This is a genomic window from Cellulomonas timonensis (assembly GCF_900046455.1).
GTDB lineage: Bacteria > Actinomycetota > Actinomycetes > Actinomycetales > Cellulomonadaceae > Cellulomonas_A > Cellulomonas_A timonensis.
In genome coordinates, this window is record NZ_FCOT01000012.1 from 359,342 (window position 1) to 380,491 (window position 21,150).

At 72.6% G+C, this 21,150-nt stretch carries 20 protein-coding genes; 3 read left to right on the forward strand and 17 right to left on the reverse strand.

Annotated features, from left to right (window positions below):
* Positions 1-40: 40 nt before the first annotated feature.
* Both serC and BN3788_RS10035 read left to right on the forward strand, forming a co-directional pair.
* Positions 41-1,183, forward strand: a complete 1,143-nt coding sequence (gene serC / locus BN3788_RS10030) for a phosphoserine transaminase (protein WP_234346593.1) — start codon at positions 41-43, stop codon at positions 1,181-1,183.
* A complete protein-coding gene (locus tag BN3788_RS10035) occupies positions 1,176-2,453 on the forward strand; it encodes an MFS transporter (protein ID WP_066585252.1) in 1,278 nt (425 codons plus the stop codon). Before serC ends, BN3788_RS10035 begins: the two co-directional genes overlap by 8 nt.
* A gap of 39 nt (positions 2,454-2,492) precedes the next feature.
* On the opposite strand, the gene BN3788_RS10040 is transcribed toward BN3788_RS10035, so the two are convergent.
* The gene (locus BN3788_RS10040) at positions 2,493-3,821 is read right to left on the reverse strand and encodes an MFS transporter (RefSeq protein WP_066585254.1); all 1,329 of its coding nucleotides are present in this window, start codon (positions 3,819-3,821) and stop codon (positions 2,493-2,495) included.
* The gene (locus tag BN3788_RS10045) at positions 3,818-4,357 is read right to left on the reverse strand and encodes a MarR family winged helix-turn-helix transcriptional regulator (RefSeq protein ID WP_315969754.1); all 540 of its coding nucleotides are present in this window, start codon (positions 4,355-4,357) and stop codon (positions 3,818-3,820) included. The genes BN3788_RS10040 and BN3788_RS10045 overlap by 4 nt, the downstream gene beginning before the upstream one ends.
* Positions 4,358-4,440: 83 nt before the next feature.
* Here BN3788_RS10045 and BN3788_RS10050 point away from each other — a divergent pair, with 83 nt between their 5' ends.
* A complete protein-coding gene (locus tag BN3788_RS10050; RefSeq protein ID WP_082812785.1) occupies positions 4,441-4,953 on the forward strand; it encodes a VanZ family protein in 513 nt (170 codons plus the stop codon).
* Here BN3788_RS10050 and BN3788_RS10055 read toward each other — a convergent pair.
* From BN3788_RS10055 to BN3788_RS10125, 15 genes are all read right to left on the reverse strand, one after another.
* Positions 4,931-6,409 carry an NCS2 family permease gene (locus tag BN3788_RS10055; protein WP_066585256.1) on the reverse strand — a complete coding sequence of 493 codons (1,479 nt, stop codon included), beginning with the start codon at positions 6,407-6,409 and terminating at the stop codon, positions 4,931-4,933. The genes BN3788_RS10050 and BN3788_RS10055 overlap by 23 nt on opposite strands.
* A gap of 99 nt (positions 6,410-6,508) precedes the next feature.
* Complete coding sequence (locus BN3788_RS10060) at positions 6,509-7,336, reverse strand: CAP domain-containing protein (protein WP_147525103.1); 828 nt, start codon at positions 7,334-7,336, stop codon at positions 6,509-6,511.
* A gap of 75 nt (positions 7,337-7,411) precedes the next feature.
* A complete protein-coding gene (locus tag BN3788_RS10065) occupies positions 7,412-7,906 on the reverse strand; it encodes a hypothetical protein (protein WP_066585261.1) in 495 nt (164 codons plus the stop codon).
* Entirely contained in the window at positions 7,903-8,265 is a 363-nt protein-coding gene (locus BN3788_RS10070; protein WP_199824763.1) for a response regulator, read from the reverse strand. Before BN3788_RS10070 ends, BN3788_RS10065 begins: the two co-directional genes overlap by 4 nt.
* Before the next feature lie 88 nt (positions 8,266-8,353).
* Positions 8,354-8,833 (reverse strand): chemotaxis protein CheX, encoded by a 480-nt coding sequence (locus BN3788_RS10075; protein WP_066585270.1) that lies wholly within the window; start codon positions 8,831-8,833, stop codon positions 8,354-8,356.
* Positions 8,830-9,213 (reverse strand): response regulator, encoded by a 384-nt coding sequence (locus BN3788_RS10080; RefSeq protein WP_066585272.1) that lies wholly within the window; start codon positions 9,211-9,213, stop codon positions 8,830-8,832. The genes BN3788_RS10075 and BN3788_RS10080 overlap by 4 nt, the downstream gene beginning before the upstream one ends.
* Entirely contained in the window at positions 9,210-10,085 is an 876-nt protein-coding gene (locus BN3788_RS10085; RefSeq protein ID WP_082812786.1) for a CheR family methyltransferase, read from the reverse strand. Before BN3788_RS10085 ends, BN3788_RS10080 begins: the two co-directional genes overlap by 4 nt.
* Positions 10,082-11,233 (reverse strand): protein-glutamate methylesterase/protein-glutamine glutaminase, encoded by a 1,152-nt coding sequence (locus BN3788_RS10090; RefSeq protein ID WP_066585277.1) that lies wholly within the window; start codon positions 11,231-11,233, stop codon positions 10,082-10,084. Before BN3788_RS10090 ends, BN3788_RS10085 begins: the two co-directional genes overlap by 4 nt.
* A gap of 120 nt (positions 11,234-11,353) precedes the next feature.
* A complete protein-coding gene (locus BN3788_RS10095; RefSeq protein WP_066585281.1) occupies positions 11,354-12,949 on the reverse strand; it encodes a methyl-accepting chemotaxis protein in 1,596 nt (531 codons plus the stop codon).
* A gap of 116 nt (positions 12,950-13,065) precedes the next feature.
* Complete coding sequence (locus BN3788_RS10100; protein WP_066587018.1) at positions 13,066-14,700, reverse strand: methyl-accepting chemotaxis protein; 1,635 nt, start codon at positions 14,698-14,700, stop codon at positions 13,066-13,068.
* Positions 14,701-14,727: 27 nt separating this feature from the next.
* Positions 14,728-15,144 (reverse strand): chemotaxis protein CheW, encoded by a 417-nt coding sequence (locus BN3788_RS10105; RefSeq protein WP_066585283.1) that lies wholly within the window; start codon positions 15,142-15,144, stop codon positions 14,728-14,730.
* Positions 15,141-17,441 carry a chemotaxis protein CheA gene (locus BN3788_RS10110; protein ID WP_234346595.1) on the reverse strand — a complete coding sequence of 767 codons (2,301 nt, stop codon included), beginning with the start codon at positions 17,439-17,441 and terminating at the stop codon, positions 15,141-15,143. Before BN3788_RS10110 ends, BN3788_RS10105 begins: the two co-directional genes overlap by 4 nt.
* Before the next feature lie 160 nt (positions 17,442-17,601).
* Positions 17,602-17,886, reverse strand: a complete 285-nt coding sequence (csrA, locus tag BN3788_RS10115; protein WP_066585286.1) for a carbon storage regulator CsrA — start codon at positions 17,884-17,886, stop codon at positions 17,602-17,604.
* A 57-nt stretch (positions 17,887-17,943) separates the two neighbouring features.
* Positions 17,944-19,092, reverse strand: a complete 1,149-nt coding sequence (locus tag BN3788_RS10120; RefSeq protein ID WP_147525104.1) for a hypothetical protein — start codon at positions 19,090-19,092, stop codon at positions 17,944-17,946.
* The gene (locus BN3788_RS10125) at positions 19,070-21,127 is read right to left on the reverse strand and encodes a flagellar biosynthesis protein FlhA (RefSeq protein ID WP_066585289.1); all 2,058 of its coding nucleotides are present in this window, start codon (positions 21,125-21,127) and stop codon (positions 19,070-19,072) included. Before BN3788_RS10125 ends, BN3788_RS10120 begins: the two co-directional genes overlap by 23 nt.
* Between the last annotated feature and the right edge of the window lie 23 nt (positions 21,128-21,150).

Sequence of the window (21,150 nt, forward strand, 5' to 3'; positions counted from 1 at the left end):
GTCCGTGCAGTTCCCGACCAGCACGCCTTATCCTCTGCGTGTGTCAGAGGCCCGTGAGATTCCGCAGATCAGCATCCCCTCCGAACTCCTGCCGAAGGACGGCCGATTCGGCTCCGGGCCCAGCAAGGTGCGGTCCGCGCAGGTCGACGCGCTCGCGGCGCTCGGCACGACGGTGCTGGGCACCTCGCACCGCCAGGAGCCCGTGCGCGCCATCGTGCGCCGGGTCCGCAGCGGGATCTCCGAGCTGTTCGCCCTGCCCGACGGCTACGAGGTGGCGCTGGGCAACGGCGGCTCCACCTTGTTCTGGGACCTGGCCGCTTTCTGCCTGGTGCAGGACCGCGCGCAGCACGCGAGCTTCGGCGAGTTCGGCGCCAAGTTCGCCCAGGCCACGGCGCGCGCCCCGTTCCTCGGGGCGCCCACGATCCGCACCGCGCCCGGCGGCGAGCTCGTGCTCCCCGAGCTCGAGGACGGCATCGACGTCTACGCGTACCCCCACAACGAGACCTCCACGGGGGTCGCGGCGCCGGTGCGCCGGGTGGAGGGCTCACGCGAGCAGGGCGCGCTGATGCTGGTGGACGGCACCTCCGGCGCGGCCGGCCTGCCGGTGGACGTGTCGCAGACCGACGCCTACTACTTCGCGCCGCAGAAGGGCTTCGCCTCCGACGGCGGGCTCTGGCTCGCAGTGCTGTCCCCCGCCGCGATCGAGCGGGCGGCGACGATCGAGGCCAGCGGGCGCTGGGTGCCCGAGTCGCTGTCGCTCAGCACCGCGCTGGCGAACTCCCGCCTGGACCAGACCCTCAACACCCCGGCCATCGCGACGCTGGTGCTCATGGCCGAGCAGATCGAGTGGATGCTCGCGCAGGGCGGCCTGGACTGGGCGACGCGGCGCTCCGCGGCCTCCGCTGGCCACCTGTACGGGTGGGCCGAGGCGCGCGAGTGGGCCACGCCGTTCGTGGCCGACCCCGCGCACCGCTCCAACGTGGTCGGCACGATCGACCTGGCGCCGGAGATCGACGCGCCGACGGTGACGCGCGTGCTGCGCGCGAACGGTGTCGTGGACGTCGAGCCCTACCGCAAGCTGGGCCGCAACCAGCTCCGCGTGGCGATGTACCCCGCAGTCGACCCGGATGACGTGCGCGCGCTGACCGCCTGCGTCGACCACGTGGTCGACCGCATTGCCTGACCGCGGGGCAACTGGCCTCGAGCGCGCCGCGCCCGCCCGGCTCGTCCGGGACCGCCTCACCCTGGCCCTCTACGGGTACTCGGTGATGTGGGGCTGGTACCTCTACAGCTTCACGCCCGCCATCCCGCTGATCGCGGCGGACCTGGGCATCTCGCGGGCCGAGGCTGGCCTGCACGGCACGTTCATGGCCGTCGGCACCGTGCTGGCCGGGATGATGAGCGCCCGGCTCGCGCATCGCCTGGGCCGCCGCGCGGTGCTGCTGATCAGCCCCGGCATCGTCATCGTCGGTGTGGCGCTGCTCACCACCGGGCACACGCTCGCCCAGACCCTGCCCGCCGCCGCGATCACCGCGCTGGGCGGCTCGCTGTGCATCTCGGGCTTCCAGCCCGCGCTGAGCGTGCACCAGGGCCCGGCCGGCGCCTCGGCGCTGACCGAGGCGAACGGGACGGGCGCACTCGTCGGCCTGCTCGCCCCGCTCGCCCTGGGGCTGTCCGTGGCCCTCGGGGTCGGCTGGCGGCCGTCGGTGGCCCTCACCGCTGTGCTCGCGATCGTCGTGGGCGGCGCCATGTCCCGCTTCGCCGCGACGGGGGCGCTCGGGCGGCCGGGGCACGCCGTGGACGCCGGTCCGCAGGCCGACGGGGAGCCGGAGCCGGGCATCGAGGTCGCCCACCTGCCCGCCCAGCCCCGCCAGCGCGGCTTCTCCCCCGCGTTCTGGCTGTTCTGGGCCGCACTGGTGTGTGTGATCGGGGTGGAGAACGCCACCACGTTCTGGGCCTCCGACCTGCTGCGCGAGCAGACAGGCGCCAGCGCAGGGCTCGCCTCCGGCGCGGTGTCGGGCCTGATCGCCGGGATGGCCGCCTCCCGATTCGCCGTGGGGCGACTCGCGCTGCGGTTCTCGACGGTCAGCCTGCTGCTCGCGTCGTTCGTGGTGGCGGGGGCGGGCTGGCTGCTGTTCTGGACGGCGACGAGCCCGGCCGTCGGGCTCGCAGGCCTGATCCTCGCGGGCCTCGGGTACGGCGCCCACTACCCGCTGATGATCGCCTCGACGATGGCGGCCTCCGAGGGACGGCCCGACATGGCGCAGTCCCGCTCGACGGTCGCGGCGGGCGCCGCCATCGCCGTGGCGCCGCTGCTGCTCGGCGCGCTCGCCGACCAGGTGGGGCCGCATCTGGCCTTCATGCTGGTGCCGGTGCTGCTCACGGTGGCGGCCGGGGCGGTCATCCTCGCCAGGCGCTCGGCACGCCGCACGGCGGGCATCGCGCTGCTGTAGCCCTGGGGGCCTCGCGAGGCCCAGCGGCCACGGCGGTGATCAGACCGCCGTCGACGTGGTCGTCGTCTCCTGCGCGCGGACCTCGGCGACCGCCGTCTGCGGGGTGCTCACCGGGGGGTGGCGCACATCGAGGTGCGGGCGGCTGCGGACCCGGTAGCGGACCTCGAGCCGCCAGTGCCGCTTGACCCACAGCGCCGCGCCGGACGCGACCAGCAGCGCGGTGATCGAGCCGATGCCGATGGCCCACCGGGCGCCGAACTCCTCGGCCACCCACCCGACGATGGGCGACCCGACGGGCGTGGCCCCGAGGAAGACGATCATGTACAGCGACATGACGCGCCCGCGCACCGCGGGGTCGGTGCTCATCTGGATGGTGGTGTTGGCCGCTGTCATCATGGTCAGCGACGCGAAGCCGACGGGGATGCAGGCCAGCGCGTAGCTGGTGTAGGTGGGCATGAGCGCCATCGCGCCGCTCGCGATGCCGAAGGCGAAGGCGGAGCCGATCACCAGCCGCACGCGTGGGCGCTCGCGCCGCGCGGCCATCAGGGCGCCCGCGAGCGAGCCGATGGCCAGCACCGAGCCGAGGATGCCGTACTCGCTGGCCCCGCGGCCGAACTCGGTGCGGGCCATCATGGCGCTGGTGAGCTGGAAGTTGAGGCCGAAGGTCGACACGACGCTCACCACGACCATGATCACCAAGATGTCGCTGCGCCGGCGCACGTAGGCGATGCCCTCGCGGATCTGCCCCTTGGCGCGCGCCACGGACGGGAGCCGGTGCAGCTCGGCGGAGCGCATCTGGGTGAGCGCGAAGATCGTCGCGACGAAGGTGACGCCGTTGATCATGAAGACCCAGCCGGTGCCGACCCACGCGATGAGCAGCCCGGCCAGGCCGGGGCCCACGAGCCGCGCCGCGTTGAAGGACGCGCTGTTCAGGCCCACCGCGTTGGACAGGCCGGCGGCCGGCACCATCTCGGCGACGAAGGTCTGGCGCACAGGGCCGTCGATGGCGGACACGCAGCCGAGGGCCGCCGCGAAGAGGTAGACGTGCCACAGCTCGGCGTGGCCGCCCAGGACGAGCACGCCGAGGCCGAGCGCGAGCACCGCCTGCGCCGCCTGCGTGCCGATCAGCAGCTTGCGGCGGTCGACCCGGTCGGCGAGCACGCCGGCCCACGCGGACAGCAGGAGGGTCGGGGCGAACTGCAGCGCTGTGGTGACGCCGACAGCCACGCCGGAGTCGTCACTGAGGACTGTGAGGACCAGCCAGTCCTGGGCGACGCGCTGCATCCACGTGCCGATGTTGGCGACCAGTGCGCCGAAGAACCAGAGCCGATAGTTGAAGTGCTTGAGCGAGGCGAACATCTGGCTCATTCGGCGACGAGCCTCCGCAGCAGGACAGTGGCCTCGGCCAGGGTGGCGCGCTCGGCGGGGGTGAACGACGCGAGCCGCTTGGTGAGCCACTCGTCGCGGCGACGGCGGGTCTCGCGGACCTCGGCGGAGCCGGCGTCGCTGAGGCTCACCACGACCTGGCGGCGGTCGGTGGGGTGCTCCCCCTTCTCGACGAGTCCGAGCTCGACCAGGGAGTTCACCGTGCGGGTCATGGACGGCGGCTGGACGTGCTGGCGCTCGGCGAGGGCGCCGGGCGCCAGCGGGCCGTCCTGGTGCAGCCACGCGAGGACGGAGAACTGGGAGTCGGAGAGGTCGGCGGCGCCCCGCTCGGCCTTGACGCGGCGCGCGGTGCGGAAGACCGCGACCCGCATATCGCGGGCGAGCTCGTTCGGGCGCGCCTGCTTCGCTGTGACAGGGCTCGCTGTGACAGGGCTGGCGGCGACAGGGCTCGCGGCGGGGTTCGCGCCGGGGTTCGACGCCCCCCGGCCGGGCATGTCAGCAGGCGGAGCACAGGTCATGCCGTTACCTTAACTCATTACTTCAGGTAACGAAACCTGCCAGGGCCCATCCGCCCGGCCCCACCCGCCCCTACGCTGGCCAGATGTCCGGATCGCGCCGTCGCGCCGCCCTGCTCGTCGCCCTGGGCGCCTATCTCGCGCTCGTGGCCCGCATGACGCTGCGCCCCGAGCCCGCCGAGCCCGAGACGTTCGACCTGGTGCGGACGGTCATCGCCTGGCTCGCCGAGCGCGGCGCGCCCATCACCTACAACGGTGTGGAGGCGGTGTCGAACGTGCTCATGTTCGTGCCGTTCGGGGTGCTTGTCGGGCTGCTCCTGGACTGGCGGAGGCGGTGGGCAGTGGTGATCGGCGCGGCCTGCGCCACGTCCGCCGGCATCGAGCTCGCGCAGCGCGCCTTCCTGCCGAGCCGGGTGCCCACCGTCCAGGACGTCGTGCTCAACACCAGCGGCGCCGCCGTGGGCCTCGCCCTGCTCGCCGCGGCCTTCGCCGCCCTCGCCGCGCGGGCCGGCAGACGCCGCGAGCCGGGCCCCTCCCCCCAAGGGGTGGACCCGGCTCGCGAGCAGGAGACGCAGATCAGAGGCCGAGGGCTTCCTTGATCGGGGTGAGCGTGAAGTACGCGAGGAACAACAGGCTCGCGACCCACATCAGCGGGTGGATCTGACGGATCTTGCCGACGGCGATCTTGATGATGACGAAGGCGATGAAGCCCGCGCCGATGCCCGCGGTGATCGAGTACGTGAACGGCATCATGATCATCGTGAAGAACGCCGGGATCGCGATCTCGTAGTTCTTCCAGTCGATGCCGGTGACCTGCATGACCATGAGGAAGCCGACGACGACCAGCGCGGGGGCGGCGGCCTCGGACGGGACCATGTCGACCAGCGGGGCCAGGAACGTCGCGAGCAGGAACGCGATACCCGTCACGACCGAGGCCAGGCCGGTGCGCGCGCCGTCGCCGACGCCCGCGCTCGACTCCACGAAGCTGGTGTTGGAGGAGACGCCCGCGGCGCCACCCGCCACGGCGGCGAACGAGTCGACGATCAGGATCTGCTTGGTCTTGGGCGGGTTGCCGTCCTCGTCGAGCAGGCCGGCCTCGCCACCGACGGCCACCATGGTGCCCATCGTGTCGAAGAAGTCCGCGAGCAGGATCGAGAAGACCAGCAGGATGACCGCGACGATGCCGATCTTGCCGAAGGCGCCGAACAGCGAGAACTGCCCGAGCAGGCCGAAGTCCGGGACGCTGACGAACGTGTCGGGGATCGACGGGGCGTTGAGCTCCCAGCCGGAGGGGTTGGAGCCGTCGGCGTTCTGCGGGCCGACCTTCGCGATCGCCTCGACGATCACGGCCAGCACCGTGGAGCTGAGGATCGCGATGAGGATCGCGCCCTTGACCTTGCGCACCATCAGCACGATGGCGATGACCAGGCCGACGACGAAGACGAAGACGGGCCAGCCACTCAGCGAGCCGCCGATGCCGAGCTCCAGCGGGGTCGACTCCGCGGAGCGGACGAAGCCCGCGTTGATGAGGCCGAGGAACGCGATGAACAGGCCGATGCCGACGCTGATGGCGGTCTTCAGCGGTGCGGGCACGGCCTTGAAGACGGCCTCACGGAATCCGGTGAGCACGAGCACGAGGATGATGAGGCCCTCGAGCACCACGATGCCCATCGCGTCGGCCCACGTCATGTCCGGGAGCATGGCGATGGAGAACGCCACGACGGCGTTCAGGCCCAGGCCTGCGGCGAGGGCGAGCGGGAAGTTCGCGACCACGCCCATGAGGATGGTGAGCACGCCGGCGACCAGCGCCGTGGCCGCGGCGATCATCGCCAGATTAGGCTCGTCGCCCCCACCCAGGTACTGGCCGGTGCCGTCCTGGACGAGTCCGAGGATGATCGGGTTGAGGACGATGATGTAGCTCATCGTGAAGAACGTGACCAGGCCGCCGCGAATCTCGGTGCCAATGGTGGAGCCACGCTCGGTGATCTTGAAGAAGCGGTCGAGGGCGCCCTGCGGGGGTGACGCCTTCACGACATCGGGGGAGGTTGTCGCCATGGCGCGAATAGTCGCAGATCGAACTGAGGAGATCGTGCGTGCGTCCATCGCCTGAACACTCCACCGCTTGCGCGCGCGTGGAGGCTGTGCGATAAGGCCTCAGCCGAGGAAGACCTGGGCGCACAGCATGCCGCGCGGGCCGTCGACGCAGCCGATGCCGATCGACGTGTAGGACGCGCGCATGATGTTCTCGCGGTGGCCCGGCGATCCCATCCATCCCGCGGTCATGTCCGCCGGCGTCCGGTATCCCAGCGCGAGGTTCTCCCCGGCGGTGCGGCCACCGCATGCGGACAGGATCGGGCCCAGCGGATCGTGCTCGAACCGCCCCTCCGCGACGAGGAGCGACGCGCGCTGCATCGCTTGTGACGTTGCGCACTCCGACGTCGCCAGCACCGCGAGACCACCTGCGGCGCGCTGCTCGTTGGTCTGGGCGACGAGGCTCGCGGCGAACTCCCCCGCTGGGTCGGCGGGGGCCTCGGCGCCGGGCGCCGGAGGCTCGGCGGCCTGCGCGGTGTCGGAGGGCGGCGCTGCGGCGGCGGGCGGCGGCGCGGCGGCATCGGTCGGCGCGGCTGACGCCGTCTGCGCCGGGTCGGCGGGCGCAGTGTCGGCCGTCGTCGGATCACCCGACGCGTTCGCGGCGCTGACCCGCGGCGTCGCGTCACGGGACCCGCTGCGCGAGACTCCGGGGGCCCGCTCGACGAGCGCCGTGACCCGGTCCGGGAAGCCCGCCAGCGTCACCGAGCCCGACTCGTCACGCAGTGCCGGGGCCGCGACGGCCACCGCCGCGCCGAGCACCAGGACGCCGGCGACCCCGACCACCCGGCGGAGCCTGCGCACGCGCTTGGCCCGACGGTCCCGCCACGCGCGGAGGTCGCGGCGGCGCGGCGTCGCGTCCCCAGCCGTGGCGTCCGCACCCGTCGAGTTCATCTGCGGCACGTTATCCGATCGTGACCCACGGATGGCCGAGCGGCGCATGTGAAAGCTCTCATCACACGCGTCGGGTCAGCCGCCCAGCACCAGCATCGAGAACCGCCCCGGCCCGTACCCCTTCACGTCCACGTCCAGGTCGAGGCGCCGCACGTACGTCAGCACCCACTGCGACACGTCGCTCGGCAGCGACTCGCCCGGCGCGTAGACCGTGTCGAGCTTCAGGTGCGGAAGCCCCTCACCGTTGAACAGCGAGGCGAGCACGTTGAGGATCTCGCTCGCGTTGTCCAGCAGGTTGTCCGGCAGCGCGCCCGCGCCGATCGCGCGCTCGGCGCCCGATGACGGGATCAGCGCAATGGCCGCCCCGCACCGCGCCGCGAGGTCGAGATCCATGATCACGAGCGCGCTGAGCTGCAGGCGACGATCGACGTACACCCCGACGAGGGCGCCGAACTCGTCCGCCGGGTCCACCATCCCGCCGCCCGTCAGCACCTGCACGTCACGGCCGAGGAGCTCGGCGATGAGGTCGCGGACCTCCTTGGCGGCGGGCAGTGGCGTCAGGTCGCTCATGCGAGCACCGGCTCGATCACGTCGCGGAAGGACTCCGCGGTGAACGGCTTCGCAATGAGGAACAGCGCCCCGGCCTGCTCGGCCGACTGGCGCATCTCCGGGGACCCCTCCGACGTCACGAAGCCGAACGGCGTGGAGAACCCGGCAGCGCGCAGCTCGCGCAGCAGCTCGATGCCCGTCATCTCTGGCATGTTCCAGTCCGAGAGCACGAGGTCTGGCTCATCGGCCCGGACCGCCGCCAACGCCTCGGCGCCGTCAGCCGCCTCAGTGACAGACCAGTCGTAGCCCGCCTGGCGCAGCGTGCGGATCACGATCTGCCGCATCACGCGGCTGTCGTCTGCGACGAGGACTCGCAGCATGGTGTTCCTCTCCCTTGGGGTGCGCTGTCACGCACCGGATCTCCTGGCTGTCGGAACTCTGTCCTGTCAACACTCTGTCGAGGGCCGCCTACTCGGCGGCGGTGACCACGATGTTGAGCGGCCGGCCGCGCCACGCCATGCGCAGCTCATGCAGCACGTTGCCCGCCATCGGCGGGGCGCTGGGCGCCACCTGCGGGAGCCCGAGGCGCCCCACCTCGGTCAACAGGGTCTTCACATTCCCCCCGACGACGTTCGCCACCTCGCCGAACGCGTCGACGACGTCGCCGTCGTCCACCGGCTCGTCGGGCGACATGCCCAGCAGCGCGCGGCTCAGGTCATGCGCGGTGGCGCGCTCGGTGGTCAACGCCACGCGCCCCGTCCACGGCCCGGTGAGGTCGACCCACGCCTCCAACGGGTCGTCCAGCGCCGGGAACACCCCCGCCCACAGGACCAGCGCGCTGGGGTCGTCGTCGATCATCGCCGAGAACACCTGCTCCGCGATGGACTGCACCTGCGAGCCGTCGAACGTGCGGCGCTGGCCCTCTCCGCTGACCTGCACGATGCTCATCGGGCGCCTCCCACCGGGAGCAGGCCGAGCAGCGCGAGCTTCTCCTCGAACTCCAGCGGCGTGAACGGCTTCACCAGGTACTCGTGGGCGCCCGCCGCGAGCGCACGCACGATCTGGCCCTGCTCGCTCTCGGTGGTCACCATCATCAGCGTGATCCCCCGCCACTCGCGGTTCGCGCGGACCTGGGTGACGAAGGTGAGGCCGTCCATGACGGGCATGTTCCAGTCGACGCACGCGAGGTCGACCTCGAGTCCGCCTACGAGCAGGTCGAGGGCCTGCTGGCCGTCGGCTGCCTCCGCCACCTCGAACCCGAGCGGCTCCAAGATGCGGGTGACGATGCGCCGCATCGTCCGCGAGTCGTCGATCACCAGTGCTCTCATCGGGGGGCTCCTGATCCGAAGGGGGTCGGGACTGTGGCCGGCCACGGCGGCGGGTCACTTGCGGCGCCACGCGGCCGGTACACCGAGCCCCTGCCGAGGGGCAGGCGCTCCCAGTCGTCGTCGACGCCGATGGTGGTCTCCGCCGCGCCCAGCACCAGGAACCCGCCTGGCCGCAGGACCCGGTGCATCCGCGCCAGGATCTGCTGCTTGGTGGCCACGTCGAAGTAGATGAGGACGTTGCGCAAGAAGACGAGGTCGAACCCCTGCCCGGCGGGTGAGGCGTCCAGCAGGTTGTGCCGCAGGAACCTGACGGACGCGCGCAGCTCGTCGCTGATGCGCCACTCGGCGCCGTCGGCCTGGAAGTGGCGGGCGCGCATCGCCGCGGGCAGTCCGCGGTCCACCTCGAGCTGGGAGTAGCGTCCGGCGCGCGCGCGGGCCAGCACCTGCTCCGACAGGTCGGTGGCCAGGATGTCGGCCTCCGTCTGCGGCGGCAGCGCGTCCTGCAGCGTCATCGCGATGGAGTACGGCTCCTGGCCGGTGGAGCACGCCGCCGACCACACCCGCAGCCGCCGCGGGGCGAGCTCGGCGGTCAGCGCCGGGACGATGTGCTGGTGCAGCGCCACGAACGGCGCGCCGTCGCGGAACCAGGACGTCTCGTTGGTGGTGAGCGCCTCCACCACCAGGTCGCGCTCATGCTCGGAGGGCGCCGCGCGCACCGCCCGCACGAACTCGTCGATCCCGAGGCCCGCCCGGCGCGCGAGCGGGGCCAGGCGGCTCTCGACCAGGTACTCCTTGCCGGCCTCGAGCTGGATGGCGCTGCGACGCCGGACGAGGTCCGCGACGAACTCGAAGGAGTCGGTGGTCAGCGTCATGACGCCTCGCCGTGCAATGTCGCGAGGCCGCGCAGGCCCGCTGGGCGTGCCGTGGCCCGTGACACGGTGGACTCGATCACCTGCGCCATCTCGTCGAGCGGCACGATCCGGTGGGCCAGGCCCGCGGCGGCCACGACCCCCGGCATCCCCCACACGACGCTGGTCGCCTTGTCCTGGACGACCACAGTGCCGCCGGCGGTCACCACGTCCTCGCAGCCGGTCCGCCCGTCGGAGCCCATGCCGGTCAGGACGACCCCCAGGAGGTCGCCCCGCAGCACCTGCACGGCGGATCGGAACAACACGTCGACAGACGGCCGGCAGAAGTTCACCGGCGGCGCCTGGGTGAGCGTGGTGCGCAGGGCGGAGCCCGCGCGGCGCAGCTCGAGGTGGTGGTTGCCGGGGGCCACGTACACGTGCCCGGGCAGCACGTCCTCATCGCCATGGCACTCGACGACGGTGGAGGGCCCGAGCCGGTCCAGCCGCGCGGCGAGCTGGCGGGTGAACACCGGTGGCATGTGCTGCACGACGAGCACCGGGACGGGCAGCGGCTTGGACAGCGCGCCCAGCAACCGCGACAACGCCTCGGGGCCGCCCGTCGAGGAGCCCAGCACCACCGCGCGCACCGGATGGCGTGACTGGTCGGCGCGGGCCTGGGCGGGCTCGCCCTCGTGCCGGGCGGAGGGGGACGGCCCGGCGGCCGACGGCGAGGCGGGCTCGGCTCGGCGGCGCTGCTCGATCGACGGACCAGCCAGCGCATGGATCTTGGGCAGGAGCTGCCCGGCCACCCGCTGCAACGACTCCTGGACGCTGCCGCTGCCGCTGGGCTTGGTCACATAGTCGCTGGCCCCCGCGACCAGCGCGTCGAGGGTCGCCGAGGCGCCCTTCTCCGTCAACGTGGAGAACATGACGATGGGCATCCGATGGCCCGCGCGGCGCAGCTCGCGCACCGCCTCGATGCCGTTCATCTCCGGCATCTCGACGTCCATGGTGATGATGTCCGGCGCGAGCTGGGCGGCCTTGGCCAGGGCGAGACGGCCGTTGGAGGCGCTGCCCACGACCTCGACCGACGCGTCGGTGGACAACGCCTCGGCCACGAGGCGGCGGATGACGACCGAGTCGTCGACCACCAGCACCCGGATGCGGGTCATGTGAGCTCCTGCCTGGCGCCCGGAGCAGGCGCATGTCGTGCTGATCGGCTGGCGCGGACAGATCCTGAGCGGTGCGCCACAGTGATCCGGCGCACGCCTACCCGCGCACGCCGTCTGATGTCAGTAGGTGAAGGCGGCCACCCGCGCCCGAAGGTCCGCCGAGTTCGTCGCCAGGACCTCGACCGAGCCCTCCATCCGCGCGACCACGCCCGAGGTCTGCGCCGCCTCCCCCGCGACGGCCGTGATGCGCTCGGCGATCTCCCCCGTGCCCGCCGCGGCCTCCGTGACGCCGCGCGACATCTCGCCGGTCGTGGCGGTCTGCTCCTCCACCGCCGAGGCGATGGTGATCTGGTAGCCGCTGATCCGGGCGATCACCTGGGAGATCTCCTCGATCGCGGCCACCGCCGACGCGGTGTGCTCCTGGTTGGCCCGCGCCCGGCCCGCGATGTCGTCCGCCGCGCGCGCCGACTCCAGCGCCAGGTCCTTGACCTCGCCCGCCACCACGGCGAACCCCTTGCCGGCGGCGCCGGCCCGGGCGGCCTCGATGGTCGCGTTGAGGGCCAGCAGGTTCGTCTGCCGCGCGATCGCCGTGATCGACGTGACCACGGCGCCGATCTCGGCGGAGCTGGCCCCGAGGGCGTCCACGGTGGCCGCGGCGGCCCGGGCCTGCGCGACGCCCTCCGACGCGATCTTCGCGGCCTCGTTCGCGTTCTGCGCGATCTCCCGGATCGAGTCGCCGAGCTGCTCGGCCCCGGCCGCGACGGCCTGCACGTTGCGGCTGACCTGCTCCGCCGCAGCAGCCACGACGCCGGCCTGTGCGGACGTGTCATGCGAGCCCGCGCGCACCCGCCCCGCGGCCCCGGCCAGGTCGTGCGCCGCGCCGGACACCTCGCCCGCGGTGGCGCTGACGCCCTCCAGCGTCGCGCGCACCGAGGTTTGCGCCTGCGTCAGCGCCTTGGCCATGCGCCCCAGCTCGTCCTCGGAGCGTTGCGTGGCGGTCACGGTGAAGTCGCCCTCGGCCATCGCCTCGAGCGCGTGGTGCACCTCCTGCACCGACCGGCGGATGGATCGGGCGATGACCAGCCCGAGCGCCACGACGAGCACCAGTGCCGCCGACAGACTCGCGATGAGGATCACCACGGCGCGCTGCGCCTTCGCGTCGGCGCTCTCGGCGACCTCGTAGAAGTAGGCGTTGGTCTCGTCCGCGACCCGTCCGAGCGCCGCGGTGTACGTGTCCACCAGCGGCTGGCTGGAGTCCTCCACGAGCGTCGAGTAGTAGACGCGGTCGTCCTTGAGCGCGGTGGGGATGAGCACCCCGTCGCGCAGCTTGACCCACTTGGCGTAGGTCGTCTTGAACGTCTCCCACGCCTCGCCGCTGTCGAAGGCCTGCTCGTACTCAACGATGGCCTCGCTCAACGCCGCGTCGTTCTCGACCTGCTTCGCCAGCCAGGCGTCGGTCATCCGCTCGTTGTCAAAGGCGGCGATCTCCGCGGCGATGACCCGCGCGGCGAGCTGCCCCTGCTCGACCTCGCTGCGCGTGAAGACCATCTCCTCCTGCAAGCGCGCGAGCTCCTGCGTGTCCGCTGCGATCGAGCGCATCGCGACGGCCGCGTAGGCGCCGGCGGCCAGGGCCACCACCGCGAGCAGCAGGATGGCGCTGAGGATCTTCGTCCGCACCGATAGTGCCGTGAGCCAGGCGACCCTCATGACACGCATGCCCCGCTCCTTCGTGGGAGATCCTTCGTACGGGGCCCATCGGCGGCCGCGAGGGATGAGTGAGGCTCGGGAAGGGTGGAAACCCCGGCGTCAGGAGGTGAAAAACACCCGGCGCCCTAGTACGTGAACGTCTCCACGCGGGCGTGCAGATCGGCGGACATCCGCGCGAGCTCCTCCACCGCCGCGCGCATCTGGCCGACCACCACGGCGTTCGACTCCGCGGCAGAGGCCACGCCCGAGATGGTCGCGCTGATCTCCTCCGAGCCGGCCGCGGCCTCGCCGACCCCGCGCGACATCTCGTTGGTGGTGGCCGTCTGCTCCTCCACCGCCGACGCGATGGTGAGCTGGAAGTCGTTGATGGTCGCGATGACCTGGGCGATCTCGGCGATCGCTCCGACGGCCGTCGAGGTGTCGACCTGGATGGCCTCGACCCGGCGGGCGATGTCCTCGGTGGCCCGCGCGGTCTCGGAGGCCAGCTCCTTCACCTCGCCCGCCACCACGGCGAACCCCTTGCCCGCGGCGCCGGCCCGGGCCGCCTCGATCGTGGCGTTCAGCGCCAGCAGGTTGGTCTGCTCCGCGATCGAGGTGATGACCTTGACCACGTTGCCGATCTGCTGGCTCGAGGTGCCCAGCTTCGCGACCTGGTCGTTCGTCGACTCGGCGACGCCCGTGGCGGCCGACGCCACCTTCGCCGCCTCGTTGGCGTTCTGGGCGATCTCCCGGATCGAGGCCCCCATCTGCTCCGAGCCAGCGGCGACCGCCTGCACGTTGCGGCTCACCTGCGCGGACGCCGCCGCGACGACGCCCGCCCGCTCGGAGGTCTCCTGGGACCCGGCGGCCACCTGCACCGTCGCGGCCGACAGCTCCTCGGTGGCCGCGGCGACCGCCTGGGCGGTCCTGGCGACCTCGGTCAGGGCGCCCCGCACGGAGTCCTGGGCCACGCGCAGCGCGCTGGCCATCCTCCCGATCTCGTCGCGCGAGGACACCGGGCTGCGGACGGTGAAGTCGCCGTCCGCCATCGCCTCGAGGGAGGCCTGCACGCTCGCCGCGGAGCGCCGGATCCAGCCCGCGGTGAGTGTCCCCAGCACGATCGACAGCGCGAGCCCGACAGCCAGGCTCACCACCAGGATCACCTTCGCGGTCCGCGCCTCGGCCTGCCCCTGCGCGGCGACGTCGTCGAAGTACCAGGTGATGTCCATCTGCAGGTCGGCGAGCGACGCCTCGAAGGCCATCGTCAGCGCCTGGCTCCGGGTCTCGAGCAGCATGTTGTACTTCGCGAGGTCGTTCGCCAGGCCGGCGGGGACCAGCTCGGTGTCACGCACCCCCAGCCACGTCGCGTAGTCGTCCCTGAACACCTGCCACACGTCGTAGTTGGCGCCGCCCTTGGCCTCGAAGCCCTTCATCGCGGCGTTCATCGCCGCGTCGTTCTTGTCCTGCTCGCCCTTCAGGCTGGCCGCCAGCGACACGTCGGCTGCCGCGATCTGCGCGACCAGGAGCTGGGCGCGGACCTCGCCCTCCGCCACCTGCGCCACCCGCGCGACGACCTCCCGCTGCACCGTCGCGAGCTCCGCGGACCGGTCCGCGACCTTGCCGAGGGAGACGAAGGCGAACACACCCGTCCCGGCGGCGGCCGCGCCCAGCAGCAGGATGCAGCTGAGGATCTTGGTGCGCACCGACCGGTCGACGAACCACGACCGCATGCCCCGTCGTGACGCCTGGGGCGTGTCGGGCGAGGTCGCAGAGGTGCTCATCATCGGGCTCCTTCGTGGGAAATGCGGTCAGGCCGCTGCCGCGGAGTCGACGTCCAGGACCAGGAGCAGCTCGGCGTCGAGCTTGTAGGCGCCCAGGATCACCGAGCGCATACGGGCGTCGAGGGTGTCCGGCGGTGGCTCGAAGGCCTCGGGGCCGACGTCCACCACATCGCCGATCTCGTCGACGAGCAGGCTCACCGGCTCGCCGTCCACCTGCACGACGACCATCATCGGCTCGGCGCCCTCGGCCAGCGGCCCCAGCCCCAGACGGGCCCGCAGGTCGACGGTCAGCACCACCTGCCCGCGCAGGTTCACCAGCCCGGCCACCCCCACCGGGGCGAGCGGGACACGGGTGCGGGTGTGGGCGCGCAACGCCTCCTGCACGCGCGTCACGGCGACTCCGTACAAGCCCCCGCCGAGCGTGAAGGTCACGAACTGGCTCATCGGATGGCTCCCACGAGGTGGTGGCTGGCATCGGCGTCGTAGAAGGACGGATCAGCGGCCAGGACGGCGCCGCGCACGTCGAGGAGCTCGGTGACCCGGTCGCCGAGCACCGTCGAGCCCAGCAGGCCGGTGTCGACGATGTCGGAGTGCTGCCCGGCGTCGTCGTCGACGATGTCGACGATCTCGTCCACCACGAGCCCGACGCTGCGCTCCGCGAGCGTGTAGACGACCAGGAGCAGCTCGGCGGGATCCTGCGCGCCCGCGGCGCCGTGCGCCCGCAGCACCCGGTCGAGCCGGGCGAGCGGCAGGATCGTGCCGCGGTACTGGATGACCTCCCGGCCGCCGACCAGCTCGACCTGATCGGCCGGCACCAGCTCGAGCCGGGCGACGGACGCCAGCGGCATCGCGACACGACGGCCGCGCCCGATGCCGACCACCAGCACCTGCTCGGTGGCGGCAACCTCCAGCTCCACGTCGAACTCGCGGGTGGCACGGGCCAGCTCGCCCTCGCTGGCCAGCGCGCGGCGGGCGATCGACTGCACATCCAGGATGAGCGCCACACGGCCATCGCCGAGCACCGTGGCCCCCGCGTACACGCCGATGGACTTGAGCCGCGCCGCCAGCGGCTTGACCACGATCTCCTCGGTGTTGAGCACCCGGTCCACCAGCAGCCCGAACCGCTGCTGGTCGGCCTGCACCACGGCGATGACCCCGGCCTGCTCGGCTCCCGCCTCGGGGCCCGACCCGACCTGCAGCACTCCTGCGAGCGAGACCAGCGGCAGCAGCTCGCCGCGCAGCCGGTAGACGGGCGCCGAGTGCACGTACTCGATGCCCGCGCGCGAGCGCTGCGTGTCGAGCGCGACGAGCTCCAGCAGGTTGACCTGCGGCACCGCGTACAGGTCCCCGGCGCACTCGACCGTCAGCGCCGGCATGATCGCGAGCGTCAGCGGGATGCCCAGCCGCCACACCGTGCCCCGCCCGACCGTCGAGTCGACGTCGACAGCGCCGCCGATGGCCTCGATCTTCGTGCGGACCACATCCATGCCCACACCGCGGCCGGAGACGTTCGTGACCGACTCGGCGGTGGAGAACCCGGCGTGGAACACCAAGTTGATGATCTCGCCCTGGCTCATCACCGCGAGTTGCTCCGCGGTCCGCAGACCGCGCTCGAGCGCCTTGGCCGCGATCTTCTCCGGGTCGATGCCACGCCCGTCGTCGGCGATCTCCACGACCACCTGCCCGCCCGCGTGGTACGCCCGCATGGAGAGCAGCCCCTTGGGCCGCTTGCCGGCGGCGACCCGCTCAGCGGGCGACTCGATGCCGTGGTCGACGGCGTTGCGCACCAGATGCGTCAGCGGGTCCTTGACTGCCTCGAGCAGACTGCGGTCGAGCTCGGTGTCGCCACCCGTCATCTCGAGCTGCACCTCGCGGTCGCAGTGCGCCGCCAGGTCCCGGACGATGCGCGGCATCTTGGACCACACATGCTCGATGGGCTGCATGCGGGTCTTCATGACCCCCTCCTGCAGCTCCCCGGCGATCAGGTGGAGGCGCTGCGCGGTGCGCGTCAGCTCGGCGTCCTCGCCACCCGCCGCGAGCCGGGTGATCTGATTGCGCGCGAGCACCAGCTCGCCGACCTGGCGCATCAGGGCGTCCAACAGGTCGACGTCGACGCGGATCGACGCGTCGGCGACGCCACGCGACGAGGTGGGGTCCTCGGTGGCGGCGGGCGCGGGGCCGGGGGCGGCAGGCTCGCCGATGCGACGTGGCTGCGGCACCCCGACGACGGGGTCGGCTGCGGCGGGCTCGACGGCCTCGACGGGCTCCACAGGCGCGGCGGGCTCCACAGGCGCGGCGGGCTCCACAGTCTCGGCAGGCTCAGGCGTCGTGGCAGTGGCAGTGGCAGTGGCAGTGGCAGTGGCCCCGCCGTGCTGCAGTTCGCCGATCGCCGCGATCACGTCGTCCACCGCGACAGCGCCCTCGGTGCCGTCGCGGTCGATGGCCGCGAGGATCGCGCGCACGGTGTCCACGAGGCGCAGCAGCAGGTCAGTGGTGGGCCCGTCCATCGCGCGGTGTCCGTCGCGCAGCTCGACGAGCAGGTTCTCCCCCGCATGCGTCACCCGCTCGAGCTGGCTGAACGCGAGGAAGCCGCTGGTGCCCTTGATCGTGTGGACCGTGCGGAAGACGCTGCTGAGCAGGTCGCGCGACCCGGGCGAGCCCTCGAGCGCGACCAGGTCCTGGTCGAGCTGGTCCAGGTTCTCGTGGCTCTCCACGAGGAACTCGCGAACGATGTCGTCCATGTCCTCCACGAAGCGCCTCCACCCGTACCCCGTCGAGGGCGGTCCACCGACGTCGACTCACTGATCGACAGTGCGGGGCCGCAATTGAGGGATGCGGCGAGGCGTCACCGGGTGATCCCGGTGGGCTGGCCCGCACGCTGACCTGCGCGCGGACGGGCGGTCAGCGCTGCTCAGCGTTTCCTGGCGCGGGATCCACGACGACGGTGGCGGCAGGGCGCGGGCGGGTCACCAGCTCGCGGAGGGCGTCGACGGCGTCGTCGTCGACGGCGCTGGCCTCCACGTTGGCGGCCTTCACGGCCTCGAGGATCTCCGCGCGGTGGATGCGCACGTCACGCGGGGCGTCGATGCCCAGGCGGACCCCGTCGCTGCGGACCTCGATGACCGTCAGGACGATGTTGTCGCCGATCACGAGGCGTTCGCCGACGCGACGGCTCAGGACCAACATCCGGTCAGCCTACCCGCGCCCGACCTCGTCGCCCTTGCGGCGCGTCGGCACGGCGCGTCAGTCCCATCGCGCGCCGGCTCCCAGGCGGTCGCTCAGCGCCGCCGCCCAGGCCACCCGGGTCGCGGGCAGGCCGTCGATCCAGGCGACGGGCACGCCGAGGTCGAGCACCGTGCCCGGTTGCGTGGTCTCGAAGACCCCGCGCACGGCCAACACGTCGATCCCCCGCCGGGCGCCGGTCTCGGCGAGCCAGCGCGCGCAGTCGCGCAGCTTGCTGTGCGCGTCCACGACGCCCCAGACCTGGTCCGGGGCGAAGGCCTCGAGCAGCTCCGCCGCCTCGGCGCGAGAGGCCGCGTCGGGCCCGACCCCGAGGGCCACGACGGCGACCTGGCTGTCCGCGTCGGGCTGCGCGCGCCACCGCCGGGCGGCCACGGCAGTCGTCACGCGGCGTCCGTGCCCCGAGGCCGCCTCACCCCGGCCGGCCAGCAACACGGCTGACGTGGGCTGGCCGAGCCGCTCGGCGAGCTGGGCGCCGACTGCGAGCGCCTCCCCGGCCGGGCCGACCACCACGACCACCGCGCCTCCCGTGCGCGGCAGGCGCGGGACGGCGGGCAGCGCCTCCAGCACCGTGGACAGCAGCACCGGGCCGCTGCCGGGGAGCCGGGCCAGGTAGTGCTCGGGCACGCCCAGGTCGCGCAGCGCCTCGCGGCCCACGCCACCTCTGGACGGCGACGCGGTGGCCGGCACCAGGGGCTCGAAGGTGCGCGCGGTGGGGGCCGGCACCTCGACGGCGGCGACCGCCGCGCCGCCCGCCATGGCGCGCACCTGGTCCAGCACCGAGGCGAAGGCGTCCTCGCCGGTGGACATGCGCGGGCCGGTGTCGGCGGCGGGCGGCGCGGAGAGGCCCTGGCCGGCGACAGGCGCCAGCTCCTGTCCGGGGGCCGCGTCGATCTCCGCCGCGTCCGCGGCGGCGAGCAGGGCCTCGAGCCCCGACGGCGCCGGATGCTGGCGCATCGCACGCGGGCGGGTGTGCGGCTCGTCCGCGACGTCCACGGTCAGCTCATAGCGCTGCCGGGCGAAGAAGCCCGCGAACCCGCCGCTGCGCACGCGCTCGGCGCGCACGATCCGCGCCGAGCTGCCGAATTCGGCGCGCACATGCGCCATGAGCTCGGGCAGGTCAGTCCCCTCAAGCAGCAATCGTGTGGACACCGCTCACCACCCCGACGGTCTCGATCTTGACTCCGGCGCCTGTGACCTCGGAGTAGGACAGCACAGCGGTGCGCGTCTGGCCGAGCAACACCAGGCGGCGCAGGGCAGGACGCAGCGCCGGGGCGCACACCAGCACCACGGGGTAGCCCGCGGCCTCTGCCGTGCCCACGACGGTGCGCAACTGCGTGAGGATCGACTCCAGGCGCTCAGGCTCCACGAGGAGCTGGGAGCCGGCGTCCGACGGGCGGATCTGCTCGACGAGTCCCTGCTCGAGGGCCGGGTCGAGCGTGACGACCCGCAGCACGCCCTCGTGGGTGTGCTGGGCGCTCAGCGCGGGGCCGAGCGCGGCGCGGGACGCCTCGACGAGCCCCTCCAGGTCGGTGCCCGTCTTCGCGCGCAGGGTCAGCGCCTCGTAGATCCGCGACAGGTCGCGGATGGCGACCTCCTCGGCGAGGAGCCCCTGCAGCACGCGCTGCACCTCGCCGAGGCTCAGCAGCCCCGGGACCAGCTCCTCGACCACCGACGGGTTGACCTGCTTGACGCCCTCGGTGAGCACGCGCACGTCCTCGCGGCCCAGCAGGCGCGGCGCGTTCTGGGCGATGATCGAGCCGAGGTGCGTGATCAGCACCGAGACCCGGTCCACGACCGTGGCGCCGGAGAGCTCGGCGGCGTGCCGCAGCTCCGTGGGCACCCACTTGCCCGGCAGCCCGAAGACGGGCTCCACGACGGCCTGCCCGGGCAGCGCCGCGAGGTCGTCGCCGAGCGCGAGCAGCCGGCCGGCGGGCGCCTCGCCGCGGCCGACCTCCACCCCGGAGATCCGCACCACGTAGGTGGAGCGCGGCAGGTCCACGGAGTCGCGGGTGCGCACGGGCGGCACCACGATGCCCAGGTCCATCGCGATCTTGCGGCGCAGCCCGCGCACGCGGGTGAGCAGGTCCCGGTCCGGGCCCGCGCCGACCAGGTCCACCAGGTCGGGGGCGAGCAGGATCTCCAGCGTGTGCACCCGCATCTGCTCGATGAGCTGCTCGGGGGTGTCGCCGGCGGTGGGCGTGGCCTCCGCGTCGGCGGCGGACTTCGCGGCCTGCGCGTCACGGTCCTCGGTGGCCTTGATCCGCTGCGCGGCGATCAGCAGCGCGGCGCCCACGATGAGGAACGGCGGCTTGGGCATGCCCGGCAGCATGGCCAGCGCGATGGCGCCGCAGCCCGCGATGGCGAGCGCCGAGCGGGACTGCATGAGCTGCTTGGCCGCGGCGGTGCCCATGTCGCCCTCGGCCGTGGCGCGCGTGACGACGATGCCCGTGGACACCGAGAGCAGCAGTGCGGGGATCTGGGTGACGAGGCCGTCGCCGATGGTCAGCAGGCTGAACCGCTCAAGCGACTCCCCCGCCGTCATCCCCATCTGCATCATGCCGATGACGAATCCGCCGACCAGGTTGATGACCGTGATGATGATGCCGGCGATCGCGTCGCCCTTGACGAACTTCGAGCCGCCGTCCATCGCGCCGTAGAAGTCGGCCTCGGCTGCCACGTCGGCACGGCGCTTGCGGGCCTGGTCCTCGGTGATGAGGCCTGAGTTGAGGTCCGCGTCGATGGCCATCTGCTTGCCGGGCATCGCGTCGAGGGTGAAGCGCGCCCCGACCTCGGCGACGCGCCCGGCGCCGTTGGTGATCACGACGAACTGGATGACCACCAGGATCAGGAAGATCACCAGCCCGATGACGAGCGAGCCGCCCACCACGAAGTGCCCGAAGGCGTCGATCACCTGGCCCGCGTAGCCGTCCCGCAGCACAAGGCGCGTCGAGGCGACGTTGAGGCCGAGCCGGAACAGCGTGAACACCAGGATCAGCGACGGGAAGATCGAGAAGTCCAGGGGTCGCTGCACGTACATGCTGGTCAGCAGGATCGCCAGCGAGGCCGTGATGTTGACGGCGAGCAGCACGTCGAGCAGCCCGGGGGGCAGCGGCACGACGAGCAGCAGCACGATCCCCACGACTCCGACGGGGACCGCGAGCTGGGCGATCGGGCGGTTCTTCATGGGCGGGCCTTCCTGGCGTGCTG